14 protein-coding genes are annotated in these 14011 nt (G+C 61.3%); 10 read left to right on the top strand and 4 right to left on the bottom strand.

All coding sequences use genetic code 11. The features are described 5' to 3' along the window. The first annotated feature begins 20 nt into the window (after positions 1-20). The 3 genes from GXB78_RS13100 (at position 21) to GXB78_RS13090 (ending at position 2944) form a co-directional block, all read left to right on the top strand. Entirely contained in the window at positions 21-686 is a 666-nt protein-coding gene (locus tag GXB78_RS13100) for a fumarylacetoacetate hydrolase family protein (protein WP_329515684.1), read from the top strand. Between the two features lie 300 nt (positions 687-986). Further along, positions 987-1910 (top strand): SdiA-regulated domain-containing protein, encoded by a 924-nt coding sequence (locus GXB78_RS13095; RefSeq protein WP_329515683.1) that lies wholly within the window; start codon positions 987-989, stop codon positions 1908-1910. A gap of 116 nt (positions 1911-2026) precedes the next feature. Then, a complete protein-coding gene (locus GXB78_RS13090) occupies positions 2027-2944 on the top strand; it encodes an SdiA-regulated domain-containing protein (RefSeq protein ID WP_329515682.1) in 918 nt (305 codons plus the stop codon). 146 nt (positions 2945-3090) lie between these two features. Here GXB78_RS13090 and rpiA read toward each other — a convergent pair whose 3' ends face one another. Next, entirely contained in the window at positions 3091-3765 is a 675-nt protein-coding gene (gene rpiA / locus GXB78_RS13085; protein ID WP_007913886.1) for a ribose-5-phosphate isomerase RpiA, read from the bottom strand. Between the two features lie 260 nt (positions 3766-4025). Here rpiA and ilvA point away from each other — a divergent pair, with 260 nt between their 5' ends. Both ilvA and GXB78_RS13075 read left to right on the top strand, forming a co-directional pair. Next, a complete protein-coding gene (gene ilvA, locus GXB78_RS13080) occupies positions 4026-5540 on the top strand; it encodes a threonine ammonia-lyase, biosynthetic (protein ID WP_329515681.1) in 1515 nt (504 codons plus the stop codon). 41 nt (positions 5541-5581) lie between these two features. Continuing rightward, positions 5582-5995, top strand: a complete 414-nt coding sequence (locus GXB78_RS13075) for a DUF2269 family protein (RefSeq protein WP_329515680.1) — start codon at positions 5582-5584, stop codon at positions 5993-5995. Between the two features lie 94 nt (positions 5996-6089). Here the strand turns inward: GXB78_RS13075 and GXB78_RS13070 are convergent, their stop codons facing one another. Further along, positions 6090-6746 carry a histidinol-phosphatase gene (locus tag GXB78_RS13070; RefSeq protein WP_042606521.1) on the bottom strand — a complete coding sequence of 219 codons (657 nt, stop codon included), beginning with the start codon at positions 6744-6746 and terminating at the stop codon, positions 6090-6092. 143 nt (positions 6747-6889) lie between these two features. Here GXB78_RS13070 and GXB78_RS13065 point away from each other — a divergent pair, with 143 nt between their 5' ends. Next, positions 6890-7369 carry an RNA pyrophosphohydrolase gene (locus GXB78_RS13065; RefSeq protein WP_060543982.1) on the top strand — a complete coding sequence of 160 codons (480 nt, stop codon included), beginning with the start codon at positions 6890-6892 and terminating at the stop codon, positions 7367-7369. Positions 7370-7391: 22 nt separating this feature from the next. Beyond that, positions 7392-9671, top strand: a complete 2280-nt coding sequence (ptsP, locus tag GXB78_RS13060; RefSeq protein ID WP_064364717.1) for a phosphoenolpyruvate--protein phosphotransferase — start codon at positions 7392-7394, stop codon at positions 9669-9671. A gap of 108 nt (positions 9672-9779) precedes the next feature. On the opposite strand, the gene GXB78_RS13055 is transcribed toward ptsP, so the two are convergent. Then, the gene (locus GXB78_RS13055) at positions 9780-10526 is read right to left on the bottom strand and encodes an NRDE family protein (RefSeq protein ID WP_329515679.1); all 747 of its coding nucleotides are present in this window, start codon (positions 10524-10526) and stop codon (positions 9780-9782) included. 130 nt (positions 10527-10656) lie between these two features. On the opposite strand from GXB78_RS13055, the gene GXB78_RS13050 reads away from it, so the two are divergent. From GXB78_RS13050 to GXB78_RS13040, 3 genes are all read left to right on the top strand, one after another. Next, positions 10657-11439, top strand: coding sequence for a sulfite exporter TauE/SafE family protein (locus tag GXB78_RS13050; RefSeq protein ID WP_329515678.1), 783 nt, complete (start codon positions 10657-10659; stop codon positions 11437-11439). 79 nt (positions 11440-11518) lie between these two features. Continuing rightward, positions 11519-12334 carry a prolipoprotein diacylglyceryl transferase gene (gene lgt / locus GXB78_RS13045; protein ID WP_016772683.1) on the top strand — a complete coding sequence of 272 codons (816 nt, stop codon included), beginning with the start codon at positions 11519-11521 and terminating at the stop codon, positions 12332-12334. Positions 12335-12384: 50 nt separating this feature from the next. Then, positions 12385-13356 carry a thymidylate synthase gene (locus GXB78_RS13040; protein WP_329515677.1) on the top strand — a complete coding sequence of 324 codons (972 nt, stop codon included), beginning with the start codon at positions 12385-12387 and terminating at the stop codon, positions 13354-13356. Between the two features lie 124 nt (positions 13357-13480). Here the strand turns inward: GXB78_RS13040 and cadR are convergent, their stop codons facing one another. After that, positions 13481-13930, bottom strand: a complete 450-nt coding sequence (gene cadR, locus GXB78_RS13035) for a Cd(II)/Pb(II)-responsive transcriptional regulator (protein WP_329515676.1) — start codon at positions 13928-13930, stop codon at positions 13481-13483. Positions 13931-14011: the final 81 nt, after the last annotated feature.

Genomic DNA, 14011 nt, shown 5'->3' with positions numbered 1-14011 from the left:
ATGAAGGCAGGAGTCGGTAAATGAGCTATCAGCACCAGTACGTCGACGGCACGCGCATCCACTTCCCGATCGGGAAAGTCGTATGCATTGGCCGCAATTACGCCGAACACGCCAAGGAACTGGATAACCCGGTGCCGACCGAGCCGCTGCTGTTCATCAAGCCGGGCAGTTGCGTGGTGCCGCTGGAAGGCGGTTTCAGCATTCCGACCGAGCGTGGTTCGGTGCACTACGAGGCGGAAATCGCCGTGTTGATCGGCAAGCCGCTGTCGACCAAACCAAGCCGCGAAGAAGTCCTCGATGCGATCTCCGGTTTCGCCCCGGCGCTGGACCTGACCCTGCGCGACAAGCAGGCCGAGCTCAAATCCAAGGGCCTGCCGTGGGAAATCGCCAAGTCGTTCGACGGCGCGGCAGTGATCGCCCCGTTCGTGGTCGGCAGCACCTTCGCTGACCTGACCGATATCGGCATTCGCCTGACCATCAACGGTGAAGTGCGCCAGGACGGCAACAGCAGCGCGATGCTCAACCCGATCGTGCCGATGATCCAGCACATGGCCGGCTGCTTCTCGCTGCAGGCTGGTGACGTCATCCTCACTGGCACGCCGGTGGGTGTCGGCCCGCTGAACGTTGGCGATGAGATCGTTCTTGAACTGCCGGGGGCGAGCCGCTTCAACAGCAGCGTGCGCTAACTTGTAGTGATGTCACCGCACCTGTGGCGAGGGAGCTTGCTCCCGCTGGACTGCGCAGCAGGCCCCTGCTTTTTGCAGTAAAAAAAGCGGGGCCGCTTCGCGCCCCAGCGGGAGCAAGCTCCCTCGCCACAATTGTCCCAGCCACCCTGGTTATGTGTTGCTGCTGGCAAAACGCATACGCCAATCCCGCCATTTCCCGTTTTTTTCACATCCTCTCTGGATAATTTCCGCGATTGCGGCGTCTCAGCCGGCCTCTTTGTGCTATTACCCTTGGCCTGAATTTACGGAACGCGTCCCTTGATGGCATCTCGAACTCAGCAGAAACCCACCCTCCGTTCCCGCTTCGCTCTGCGCTGGTATGTCTGGCTGTTGCTGGCCATCGTGGCGGCTTATGGGCTGGCGTTTGCCATGCACTGGGATGATCGTGGTGTGCTGTGGGTGCTGGAGCGCTTCGAGAGCAAGGCCGAGCAGAAGGAGAGCGTGTGGCTGCCGGACTATCAGGTGGTGATCGATGCCAAACCGTTGCCGGGCATGGAGAAGGACGAAGCTTCGGACCTGGCGTACAACCCGCAGACCAAAACCCTGTTTTCGGTGATGGGCAAGAATCCGTTCCTCGCTGAGTTGACGTTGCAGGGCGATGTGCTGCGCAAGATGCCGCTGGTGGGCTGGAGTAATCCGGAAGGCCTGACGGTCATGGAAAACGGCTTGCTGGCAATCGTCGATGAGCGCCAGCACACGCTGTCGATCGTCAAGGTCGACGCCGGTACCCGCGAGCTGAACATTGCCGACTTTCCGAAATACGACCTCGGGCCGTCAAAAGACCAGAACAAGGCTTTCGAAGCCATCACCTGGGATCCGCGCAATCAGCAGCTGATTTTGGGCGAAGAACGCCCGCCAGCCTTGTTCACCTGGAAAAGCGATGGCAGTCAGACCCTGACTGGCGACAAGCAGAAACTGGCCAGTGACGGGCTCGACATTCGCAATCTCTCGGCGCTGGCGGTCGACCCACGCACTGGCCATCTGTTGGTGCTTTCTGCCGATTCGCACCTTTTGCTGGAACTGGATGAGAAGGGCGAGCAAGTCAGCTTCATGACTCTGCTGGGAAATTTCAACGGTCTGAAAGACACCATCCCCCGCGCCGAAGGCATGACCATGGATGAAGACGGCACGCTGTACATGGTCAGCGAGCCGAACCTGTTCTATCGCTTCGAAAAGCACCGGTAACTTTCCTACGGCAATTGCGGAATTGTGCGGTTGTCGTGGCAGGCAAGTGGCCATTAAGCTTCAGTTCAGACGGGCGTGATATTTCATCGGCCTGTCTTGAATCCGAGCCTGCCTGAATGCGTCGACTTGCCCGTCCCAAACCGCTGATTCTTGTCCTGTTGATGGTTGTCCTGGTCGCGTTGCTCGCGATCGGCCAGTACCTGCGCCTGTTCGAGCGCGCCTGGTTCAACCTGCACACGCTGTGGCAGCCATTGAGCAGCGAGGCGATTGGTCTGGATCAATATCGCGTGACGATCGAAGCGCGGCCTATCGACGGGCTCGACGATGATGTCTCGGCGCTGACCTACGATCCGGTGCGCAAAAGCCTGTTCACCGTGACCAACAAGAATTCCGAACTGATCGAGCTGTCGCTGGAAGGCAAGATCCTGCGGCGCATCGCTCTGGTCGGTTTTGGCGATCCGGAAGCCGTCGAGTACATCAGCGCCGACACCTACGTGATCACCGACGAGCGTCAGCAACGCTTGATCAAGATCCATCTCGACGCCGACACCACGTTCCTCGATGCCGAAGATGCCGAGCAAATGACCCTCGGTGTGCACATGGCCAGCAACAAGGGTTTCGAGGGGCTGGCTTACGACTCGGTGGGCAAACGCCTGTTCGTGGCGAAAGAACGCGACCCGATGCTGATTTATGAGGTCCACGGTTTCCCGCACTTCAAGCCGGACAAGACCTACGCCGTGCACGTGATCAACAACCCCAAGCGCGATGCCGGGATGTTCGTGCGTGACCTGTCGAGTCTGCAATACGACGAGCGCAGCGGGCACTTGCTGGCACTGTCGGACGAGTCGCGGTTGATTATCGAGCTGGACGTCGACGGTCGCCCGTTGAGCACTATGTCGATCAGTGGCGGGCGCCAGGGTTTGCAGAAAACCGTGCCGCAGGCCGAGGGGATTGCGATGGATGATGACGGCACGTTGTATCTGGTGAGCGAGCCGAACCTGTTTTACGTCTTTAAAAAGCCTGCACAGCCTTAACTCACACCACAAAACACTGTGGGAGCGAGCCTGCTCGCGAAGGCGTCGTGTCAGCCAATGAAAATGTTGGCTGAACTGGCGCTTTCGCGAGCAGGCTCGCTGCCACAGGTTTATTTGTCTGCCGATAAATTTCGGGCAGTCTGGACTTACTCAGCCTTCAGCGTCTTCACACCTTCACTGGTGCCCAGCAGCAACAGATCCGCCGGGCGCGCGGCGAACAGGCCGTTGGTGACCACGCCGACGATGGCGTTGATCTGCGCTTCCAGCTCCACCGGGTTGGTGATCTGCAGGTTGAACACGTCGAGGATGATGTTGCCGTTGTCGGTCAGTACGCCTTCGCGGTACACCGGGTCGCCACCGAGTTTGACCAGTTGGCGGGCAACGTGGCTGCGGGCCATCGGGATCACTTCCACCGGCAGCGGGAACTCACCGAGCACCGGCACAAGTTTGCTGGCGTCGGCGATGCAGATGAAGGTCTTGGCCACGGCGGCGACGATCTTCTCGCGGGTCAGGGCCGCGCCGCCGCCCTTGATCAGGTTCAGGTGCGCGTCGCTTTCATCGGCGCCGTCGACGTAGAACTCCAGATCGCTGACAGTGTTCAGTTCGTACACCGGAATCCCGTGACCCTTGAGGCGCGCGGCAGTGGCTTCGGAACTGGCGACCGCGCCATCGAACGCGCCCTTGTGCTGGGCCAGGGCATCGATGAAGCAATTGGCGGTGGAGCCGGTGCCGACGCCGACGATGCTCTTGTCGTCGAGTTTCGGCAGGATGAAGTCGACGGCGGCCTGGGCCACGGCCTGTTTGAGTTGATCCTGGGTCATGCGGGCTCCGAAGCGGGCAAGGGGTTGGGCAGAAAGGCCGGCATTATAGGCCTCGCGGTCGTGAAGGTCATTGTCCTGTTGGCAGATCAAAAGATCGCAGCCTTCGGCAGCTCCTACAGGGGAATGCGTTCCAAAGTGCAGGAGCTGCCGAAGGCTGCGATCTTTTTGGGCGCATAAAACCTCTGGATCCGTGTGGTCGTGCGCCCGAAAGCCGGGTTAGACTCCTTGGCCCTGCCCAACCCGCTCAGTGATGCTTTCCGATGCTCGAACAGTACGTCAAAAAGATCCTCACCTCGCGCGTTTATGACGTTGCCGTAGAAACCCCGCTGCAGAACGCTCGCCAGCTCTCCGAGCGGCTGGGCAACGACATTTGGCTCAAGCGCGAAGACTTGCAGCCGGTGTTCTCGTTCAAGATTCGCGGCGCCTATAACAAGTTGACCCAACTGAGCGACGAAGAGCGCGCCCGTGGCGTGGTCACCGCTTCGGCGGGTAATCATGCGCAGGGTCTGGCCCTGGCGGCGAAAGTGCTGGGCGTCAAAGCCACCATCGTCATGCCCAAGACCACCCCGGAAATCAAAGTCGAAGGCGTGCGTTCGCGCGGCGGCAAAGTGGTGCTGCACGGCGATTCGTTCCCGGAAGCGCTGGCCTATTCGCTGAAACTGGTTGATGAAAAAGGCTACGTCTACATCCATCCATACGACGATCCGCACACCATTGCCGGGCAGGGCACCGTGGCCATGGAAATTCTTCGCCAGCACCCGCAGCCGCTGGACGCGATTTTCGTACCGGTCGGCGGCGGCGGGCTGATCGCCGGGATCGCGGCGTACGTGAAATACCTGCGTCCGGACATCAAGATAATCGGTGTCGAGCCGGACGACTCCAACTGCCTGCAAGCAGCGATGGCGGCGGGCGAGCGCGTTGTTTTGCCGACGGTGGGCATCTTTGCCGACGGCGTGGCGGTGGCGCAGATCGGCCAGTACACCTTCGAGATCTGCAAGGATTATGTCGATGAAGTGATCACCGTCAGCACCGACGAGATCTGCGCGGCAATCAAGGATATCTACGACGATACCCGCTCGATCACCGAGCCTGCCGGCGCGCTGGGCGTGGCCGGGATCAAGAAATACGTGGAGCAGCGCGGCGTCAGCGGCCAGACTTTTGTCGCTATCGACTCTGGCGCCAACGTCAACTTCGACCGCTTGCGCCACGTTGCCGAGCGCGCCGAGCTGGGCGAAGGTCGCGAGGCGATCATCGCTGTGACCATTCCCGAACAGGCCGGCAGCTTCAAGGCCTTCTGCGAAGCCATCGGCAAGCGCCAGATCACCGAGTTCAACTACCGCTACAACACCGGCAGCGAAGCGCACATCTTCGTCGGCGTGCAGACCCACCCGGACAACGACCCGCGCAGCGCCTTGCTGGCGAGCCTGACCGAGCAGGGTTTCCCGGTCATTGACCTGACCGACAACGAACTGGCCAAGCTGCACATCCGTCACATGGTTGGCGGTCGTGCGGCTCAGGTGGTTGATGAAGTGGTGCTGCGTTTCGAATTCCCCGAGCGTCCGGGCGCGCTGTTCAACTTCCTCAACAAACTCGGCGGGCGCTGGAACATCTCGATGTTCCACTATCGCAACCACGGCGCGGCGGACGGCCGCGTGGTCGCCGGCCTGCAAGTGCCCCACGACGAGCGTCATCTGGTGCCGGCGGCACTTGCGGAAATCGGCTACCCGTACTGGGACGAAAGCGACAACCCGGCCTATCAGCTGTTTCTCGGCTGAGCGGCTACGCTGATGGGCATGGACCTACGGAAGAGAACGACATGGAAACCCTGACCACCCTGAAAGTCCTTCACGTCGCGGCGACCGTGGTCATTCTCGCGAGTGGGCTTGGGCTCGCCTTCCTGACCTGGCGTAATCGCAGCGAAGGCCCAGCGAGTACGATGCGCCGTCCCTGGCTGTTCATCTGGTGCCTGATGCTGATCGGCATGCTCAGCATGCCTTTCACCGGCTGGTGGCTGGTGCATCTGGTTGGCTGGCCATTGGGGCAATTGTGGATTCTGGGTTCCAGCGTGATCTATGCCGTGGCCGCGTTCAGTGCGGTCTGGCTGCTGGTCCGGCTGGATCGGCTGTGGACAAGCGGGGTGGGCAACCGCAGGTTCAATCTTGCCCTGGCGATTGTCAGCGGCGTCGGATTTGTCGCCATTGCGGGGTTGATGGGGGCCAAGCCGGTTTAAGGTTTGAGACCGCGTCGACCCCATCGCGAGCAGGCTCACTCCTACAAGGGAACGCATTCCAGATGTGGGAGCGAGCCTGCTCGCGAAGGCGATATCAGTCGCGCAACGAAATCACCGGCCAACCACGCTTCTCTGCCTCGGCCCGCAGATTCGGATCAGGATCCACTGCCACCGGATTCGCCACCTGCTCCAGCAATGGCAGGTCATTCATCGAGTCGCTATAGAAATAGCTGCCCTCCAGCGAATAACCGGTTTCTTCCAGCCAACGATTCAGGCGCGTGACCTTGCCTTCACGGAAGCATGGGATATCGGTGCTGCGCCCGCTGTAGCGGCCATCAACCATCTCGCATTCGGTGGCGATCAGGGTTTCTACGCCCAGACGCACGGCGATCGGCGCCGTGACGAAACGGTTGGTGGCGGTGATGATCACCAGTTTGTCGCCGGCATCGCGGTGCTTTTTCAGCAGATCCAGAGCCTTGGGCAGGACGATCGGCTCGATGCAGTCGCGCATGTAATCACTGTGCCAGGCGTCAAGCACAGACATTTCCGTGCGGCCAAGAATCTCCAGGCAGAAGTTCAGGTACGCGGCGTTGTCCAGCTTGCCGGCCAGGTAATCCTGATAGAACTCGTCGTTGCGCGCCTTGTAGGCGATCGGGTCGAGGAAGCCGCGCTCGCACAGATAATCGCCCCAGGCGTGATCGCTGTCGCCGCCCAGAAGGGTGTTGTCCAAATCGAATAGAGCCAGGCGCATTGCAGTTACCCGCTGAAAAGTCAGTAAAAAGGCGACAAGAATACGGTCTTTTCACAAGAGTGCACATAAGGTAGGAACCTTCGTTGCCGCCTGATCAAGCTTTGTGGAACAATGCGGCGACATGCGTTTGCGAGGTTGTTGCCGTGATCGACCCCGATGGTTTCCGCCCCAATGTCGGGATCATTCTGACGAATGACGCCGGCCAGGTGCTATGGGCTCGCCGTATCAATCAGGACGCCTGGCAGTTTCCGCAAGGGGGGATCAACCCCGAGGAGACGCCGGAAGACGCCTTGTACCGCGAGCTGAACGAAGAAGTTGGCCTGGAACGTGAAGATGTTGAAATACTGGCCTGTACCCGGGGCTGGTTGCGCTATCGTTTGCCGCAACGTCTGGTGCGTACCCACAGCCAACCGCTGTGCATCGGCCAGAAACAGAAATGGTTTCTCCTGCGCCTGATCTCCAACGAGCAGCGGGTGCGGATGGATCTGACCGGTAAACCGGAATTCGATGGCTGGCGCTGGGTCAGCTATTGGTATCCGTTGGGCCAGGTGGTGACATTCAAGCGCGAGGTGTATCGACGCGCTCTCAAAGAGCTTGCCCCGCGCCTTTTAACGCGCGACTGACGACGGAGTTCGACCCCGAGCCATGCTCAATACGCTGCGCAAGATCGTCCAGGAAGTTAACTCCGCCAAGGATCTCAAGGCGGCGTTGGGGATTATTGTGTTGCGCGTCAAAGAGGCCATGGGCAGCCAGGTCTGCTCGGTCTACCTGCTTGATCCGGAAACCAATCGCTTCGTCCTGATGGCCACCGAGGGCTTGAACAAGCGCTCGATCGGCAAGGTCAGCATGGCCCCCAACGAGGGTCTGGTCGGTCTGGTCGGCACGCGTGAAGAACCCCTGAACCTGGAAAACGCTTCGGTTCACCCGCGTTATCGCTACTTCGCCGAAACCGGTGAAGAGCGTTACGCCTCGTTCCTCGGTGCACCGATCATTCACCACCGCCGCGTCGTCGGCGTGTTGGTCATCCAGCAGAAAGAACGTCGTCAGTTCGACGAAGGCGAAGAAGCCTTCCTCGTGACCATGAGCGCGCAGCTCGCCGGCGTTATCGCCCACGCCGAGGCCACCGGCTCGATCCGTGGTCTGGGCCGGCAGGGCAAGGGTATTCAGGAAGCCAAGTTCGTCGGCGTGCCGGGCTCTCCGGGTGCTGCCGTCGGTACCGCCGTGGTCATGCTGCCGCCGGCGGATCTGGACGTGGTGCCGGACAAGACCATCACCGACATCAACGCTGAGCTGGCGCTGTTCAAGACCGCCATCGAAGGCGTGCGCGCCGACATGCGCGCGTTGTCCGCCAAGCTGGCGACCCAGCTGCGCCCGGAAGAGCGCGCGCTGTTCGATGTCTACCTGATGATGCTCGACGATGCCTCGCTGGGCAGCGAAATCACCACCGTGATCAAGACGGGGCAGTGGGCTCAGGGCGCGCTGCGTCAGGTGGTCACTGAGCACGTCAACCGCTTCGAATTGATGGACGACGCCTACCTGCGTGAGCGTGCTTCGGACGTCAAAGACCTCGGTCGCCGTCTGCTCGCCTATCTGCAGGAAGAGCGCCAGCAGAACCTGGTCTACCCGGAAAAAACCATCCTGGTCAGCGAAGAACTGACGCCGGCGATGCTCGGCGAGGTGCCGGAAGGCACGCTGGTCGGTCTGGTGTCGGTACTTGGCTCGGGTAACTCCCACGTCGCGATTCTGGCCCGGGCCATGGGCATTCCGACGGTCATGGGCTTGGTCGATCTGCCATACGCCAAGGTCGACGGCATCGAAATGATCGTCGACGGCACCCGTGGCGAGGTCTACACCAACCCGAGCGAAGTGCTGCGCAAGCAGTTCGCCGAAGTCGTCGAAGAAGAGAAACAACTGGCGCTGGGCCTCGACACCCTGCGCGACCTGCCGTGCGTGACCCTTGATGGCCACCGCATGCCGCTGTGGGTCAACACCGGCCTGCTCGCCGATGTGGCGCGGGCGCAGAAGCGCGGCGCCGAGGGAGTCGGTCTGTACCGCACCGAAGTGCCGTTCATGATCAACCAGCGCTTCCCGAGCGAGAAGGAACAACTGGCGATCTACCGCGAACAGCTCGCCGCGTTCCACCCGCAACCGGTGACCATGCGCAGCCTCGACATCGGCGGTGACAAGTCGCTGTCGTACTTCCCGATCAAGGAAGACAACCCGTTCCTCGGCTGGCGCGGTATTCGCGTCACCCTCGACCACCCGGAAATCTTCCTGGTACAGACCCGTGCGATGCTCAAGGCCAGCGAAGGCCTGAACAACCTGCGAATCCTGCTGCCGATGATCTCCGGCACTCACGAACTTGAAGAAGCCCTGCACCTGATCCACCGTGCCTGGGGCGAGGTGCGCGACGAAGGCACCGACGTGCCGATGCCGCCGATCGGCGTGATGATCGAAATCCCGGCAGCGGTGTACCAGACCAAGGAGCTGGCGCGGATGGTCGACTTCCTTTCGGTCGGCTCCAACGACCTGACCCAGTATCTGCTGGCGGTCGATCGCAACAACCCGCGCGTCGCCGACCTCTACGACTACCTGCACCCGGCAGTGCTGCAAGCCCTGCAAACCGTGGTCACTGACGCCCATGCCGAAGGAAAACCGGTGAGCATCTGCGGCGAGATGGCCGGTGATCCGGCGGCGGCGGTGCTGTTGATGGCGATGGGTTTCGACAGCCTGTCGATGAACGCCACCAACCTGCCGAAGGTGAAGTGGATGTTGCGCCAAGTGAATCTGAGCAAGGCGCAGGAAATGCTGGCGGAGCTGATGAAGATCGATAACCCGCAGGTTATCCACAGCTCGCTGCAACTGGCGCTGAAGAATCTCGGGTTGGCGAAGATGAATTCGCCGGTGGTGAACAAGGCTCTCTAAAAGGCTGATGTCCTCTTCGCGAGCAGGCTCGCTCCCACAGGGATTCGTATCGATCACGGAACCCATGTGGGAGCGAGCCTGCTCGCGAAGGCGCCAGTTCAGGCACCGCTAAACCACAATCTCCACCTCGCCCAAATGCCCGCCATACGGCCCAAAACTGCGCTCCACCATCCGCCGCGTCCCGTCCGCCTGCACAACCAGCGCCGTACTCGCCCGCGTCCCGTAACTCTGGCTGGCAATAAACACGCTCGACAGCAACGACTCCGTCGCCATGCCCACTCCGGTATCCGGCAACTCTGCCTCCGGTGCGGGCTGCGCATCGCTCAGCAAGGCCAGCAACCGCTCAGGCTGCGGATCGTCCAGCACTGCGCTCAACGCCGCCCTGGCCTTGAGCAGTTTTGGCCACGGCGTGTCCAGTCCGGCATTGGATAACCCGTAAACCCCGGGTTGCAACATCACCGGCTCGGACGCCCGCGCATTGAAATGCCAAAGCTCATGGGCATTGCCCAGCAGCAGGTTGAACCCGGCGTACTCCGCCGCACGACCCACCACATCGCTCAAATAATCATCAATCGACAGGTCACCCGTGAGAAAGCGCGCCACCAGTTCGCCTCGTGATTTGGTGGCCGGCGGCTGCTGCGGATCGCGAATATTGGTCAGTGCGGCGAAGCGTCCGTTGGCGCCGATCCCCAGCCAGGTGCCACCGGCCTCAAGATCGCGCCCGGCATGCACATGCGGCGCGTCTAACCATGGCGCCAGTGGCAGGCTGGGACGGGCGTAGAACTCGTCGCGGTTGGCCGCGACGATCAGCGGCTGGGCATGGCCCGGGCGCCAGGCGAAAACAATCAGGCACATAAGGTGGTCCTTGTGTGTTTTTTGCCCACTCTACGCATCCGGCGTCCGTGCATCCATCGCCAGTGGAGCAGAAGGCTGCGCATCCGTTACCATGCCGGTCCTGTTTTGCCGACGCGTGCTGGAGACGGTCATGGAATTTCTGCTCTACCTGGCGCTCGGTGCCTGTGCGGGCGTGCTCGCCGGGCTGTTTGGCGTCGGCGGCGGGATCATCATCGTCCCGGTGCTGGTGTTCAGCTTTACCCTGCAAGGCTTCGATCAGTCGATTCTCACGCATCTGGCGGTGGGTACGTCGCTGGCGACGATCATCTTCACCTCGATCAACGCCGTGCGTGAACATCACCGCCGTGGCGCGGTACGTTGGGCGATTTTCCGCTGGATGACCGTGGGTATTCTGCTCGGTGCCGGTTTCGGTGCGCTGACCGCAGAAGCGATCTCCGGGCCGAACCTGCAAAAGATCATCGGCGTGTTCGCCCTGGTGATCGCCGTGCAATTGGCGCTCGACGTCAAACCCAAGGCCAGCCGAACGGTGCCGGGCAAGCTCGGTCTGACTGCGGCCGGTACCGTGATTGGCTGGGCCTCGGCGATTTTCGGGATTGGTGGCGGCTCGCTGACCGTGCCGTTTCTGACCTGGCGCAGCGTGCCGATGCAGCAGGCCGTGGCGACCTCGTCGGCCTGTGGCCTGCCAATCGCATTGGCGAGTGCGTTAAGTTTCATGATTCTGGGGTGGCACGATCCGTTGCTGCCGGCCCATAGTCTCGGTTTTGTGTATTTGCCGGCGTTGTTGGGCATCGCCCTGACCAGCATGGTCTTCGCTCGGCTCGGCGCGCGTCTGGCGCACAGGTTGTCGCCGCGCTTGCTGAAAAGGCTGTTCGCCGCTTTGCTGTTCTGCGTGGGTTTGAGCTTTCTGCTCTGAACGCGTGGCAATCCTGGCTTAATCCTGAGGTGGCAGCGTCGCCCGGGAATTTCGCTTTCAACTCTAACAAGGAGTCGCAATGCTGCCTTACCCGCAGATCGACCCGGTGGCCCTGGCCATCGGTCCGCTGAAAATCCACTGGTACGGTCTGATGTACCTGATCGGCATCGGCGGCGCGTGGCTGTTGGCGTCGCGTCGGCTTAACCGCTTCGACCCGACCTGGACCAAGGAGAAACTCTCCGATCTGGTGTTCTGGCTGTCGATGGGCGTGATCGTCGGCGGCCGTCTGGGTTACGTGCTGTTCTATGACCTGAGCGCGTACCTGGCCAACCCGACGCTGATTTTCGAAGTGTGGAAGGGCGGCATGTCGTTCCACGGCGGATTCATCGGCGTGATGCTCGCAGCGTTGTGGTTCGGCAAGCGCAATGGCAAGTCGTTCTTCCAGCTGATGGACTTCGTCGCGCCGATGGTGCCGATCGGTCTGGGCGCCGGGCGCATCGGCAACTTCATCAACGCCGAGCTGTGGGGCAAGGCCACCGACGTGCCGTGGGCCATGGTGTTTCCGCCGTTCAGCGATCCGGCGCAATTGCCGCGTCACCCGTCGCAGCTGTATCAGTTCGCCCTCGAAGGCGTGGCGCTGTTCCTGATCCTGTGGATCTTCTCGCGCAAACCGCGCCCGACCATGGCCGTCTCCGGCATGTTCGCGCTGTTCTATGGCATCTTCCGTTTCATCGTCGAATTCGTTCGCGTCCCGGATGCGCAGCTGGGCTATCTGGCGTGGAACTGGCTGACCATGGGCCAGGTGCTCTGCGTGCCGATGATCGTCGGCGGGCTGTTGCTGATCTGGCTGGCCTATCGTCGCGCCCCGGCAGCGCCGCTCGCGCCGACGGCTTAAACTACGAACCCCGGCGCGCGACGCCGGGGCTCAAAGGACACAGGTAACTCATGAAGCAATATCTCGAACTGGTTTCGCACGTCATCCAGAACGGCAGCAAACAGGCCAACCGCACCGGCATCAACACCATCAGTTTCCCGGGGGCGATGCTGCGTTTCGATCTGCAGGAAGGCTTCCCGGCGATCACCACGCGCAGGATGGCCTTCAAATCGGCCATCGGCGAGATGTGCGGGTTTCTGCGTGGCGTGAACAACGCCGCTGAATTCCGCGCGCTGGGCTGCAAGGTCTGGGACCAGAACGCCAACGAAAACGCGCAGTGGCTGGCCAACCCGTTCCGCCAGGGCGACGACGACCTCGGCGAAATCTACGGCGTGCAATGGCGCAAGTGGCCGGCGTACAAGCAGATCCCGCTGAGCAACACCGCCGCCATCGAGCAAACCTTGAGCAACGGCTACAAGCAGATCGCTCAGGGCGAAGAAGACGGCCAGGCCTACGTTGTGCTGTACAAGGCGATCGATCAGGTGCGCCAGTGCGTCGACACGATCATCAAGGATCCGGGCAGCCGGCGCATTCTGTTCCACGGCTGGAACGTCGCCCAGCTCGATGAAATGGCCCTGCCGCCATGCCATCTGCTGTACCAGTTCCACCCGAACGTCGAGACCAAAGAGATCTCCCTGACCCTGTACATTCGCTCCAACGATCTGGGGCTGGGCACGCCGTTCAACCTCACCGAAGGCGCCGCCCTGCTGAGCCTGATCGGTCGCCTGACCGGCTACACGCCGCGCTGGTTTACCTATTTCATCGGCGATGCGCACGTCTACGAAAATCATCTGGACATGCTCAACGAACAGCTCAAGCGCGAGCCGTTTGCCATGCCGAAGCTGAAAATCTCCGACCGCGTGCCTGAGTTTGCCAAGACCGGTGTGTATCAGCCGGAGTGGCTGGAACTGGTCGAGCCGAGTGATTTCTCGCTGGAGGGTTACGAGCACCACCCGCCAATGACCGCGCCGATGGCAGTTTAACCACACCGCAATATCCCTGTGGGAGCGAGCCTGCTCGCGAAGAGGGCGTGTCAGTCATAGATGGGTCGACTGATACACCGCTTTCGCGAGCAGGCTCGCTCCCACATTTGCTTTTGCGGTGTGCTTAGTGGCCGTGGCTACGGCCCACATGGGAATGCTCAACCTCCGTCGCAACAACCCCGCCACTCACTTCCAGTCGCTGCAAGATCCCGCACTGCTCCGCCCCTGGCCCTTCGCCACAGCGTTGGCGCAGGTCGAGCAGTTGTGTCTGCAAGGCCAGCAAGCCGTCAATCCGCGCTTTAACATGCTGAATGTGCTCGTCGATCAGCGCATTGACGCTCTCGCACTGATCCTGCGGGCTGTCGCGCAGGGCGAGCAGGCTGCGGATTTCTTCGAGGGTCATGTCGAGGGTGCGGCAGTTGCGGATGAAGGTCAGGCGCTCGGCGTGGGCCTGGGTGTAGACGCGGTAGTTGCCGTCGCTGCGCGCCGGTTCCGGCAGGAGGTTTTCGCGCTCGTAGTAGCGGATGGTTTCCACGGCGCAGTCGGTGAGTCTGGCCAGTTCTCCGATCTTCATGCCGGCAATCTCCAAAAGGGTGCTTGACCCTATAGTGGCTACAGGGTCTTTACTTGGCAACAGGCACCTTCATGGACGCGA

It is taken from the genome of Pseudomonas moraviensis subsp. stanleyae (assembly GCF_036283065.1).
GTDB classification, from domain to species: domain Bacteria; phylum Pseudomonadota; class Gammaproteobacteria; order Pseudomonadales; family Pseudomonadaceae; genus Aquipseudomonas; species Aquipseudomonas stanleyae.
The sequence above is the reverse complement of the archived record's forward strand: the minus strand, read 5'-3'. Positions and strand labels throughout refer to the sequence as shown.

Coding starts and splice junctions, on each gene's coding strand:
- GXB78_RS13100 (WP_329515684.1), top strand. CDS start 21: ATGAGCTATCAGCACCAGTACGTCGACGGCACGCGCATCCACTTCCCG.
- GXB78_RS13095 (WP_329515683.1), top strand. CDS start 987: ATGGCATCTCGAACTCAGCAGAAACCCACCCTCCGTTCCCGCTTCGCT.
- GXB78_RS13090 (WP_329515682.1), top strand. CDS start 2,027: ATGCGTCGACTTGCCCGTCCCAAACCGCTGATTCTTGTCCTGTTGATG.
- rpiA (WP_007913886.1), bottom strand. CDS start 3,765: ATGACCCAGGATCAACTCAAACAGGCCGTGGCCCAGGCCGCCGTCGAC.
- ilvA (WP_329515681.1), top strand. CDS start 4,026: ATGCTCGAACAGTACGTCAAAAAGATCCTCACCTCGCGCGTTTATGAC.
- GXB78_RS13075 (WP_329515680.1), top strand. CDS start 5,582: ATGGAAACCCTGACCACCCTGAAAGTCCTTCACGTCGCGGCGACCGTG.
- GXB78_RS13070 (WP_042606521.1), bottom strand. CDS start 6,746: ATGCGCCTGGCTCTATTCGATTTGGACAACACCCTTCTGGGCGGCGAC.
- ptsP (WP_064364717.1), top strand. CDS start 7,392: ATGCTCAATACGCTGCGCAAGATCGTCCAGGAAGTTAACTCCGCCAAG.
- GXB78_RS13055 (WP_329515679.1), bottom strand. CDS start 10,526: ATGTGCCTGATTGTTTTCGCCTGGCGCCCGGGCCATGCCCAGCCGCTG.
- GXB78_RS13050 (WP_329515678.1), top strand. CDS start 10,657: ATGGAATTTCTGCTCTACCTGGCGCTCGGTGCCTGTGCGGGCGTGCTC.
- lgt (WP_016772683.1), top strand. CDS start 11,519: ATGCTGCCTTACCCGCAGATCGACCCGGTGGCCCTGGCCATCGGTCCG.
- GXB78_RS13040 (WP_329515677.1), top strand. CDS start 12,385: ATGAAGCAATATCTCGAACTGGTTTCGCACGTCATCCAGAACGGCAGC.
- cadR (WP_329515676.1), bottom strand. CDS start 13,930: ATGAAGATCGGAGAACTGGCCAGACTCACCGACTGCGCCGTGGAAACC.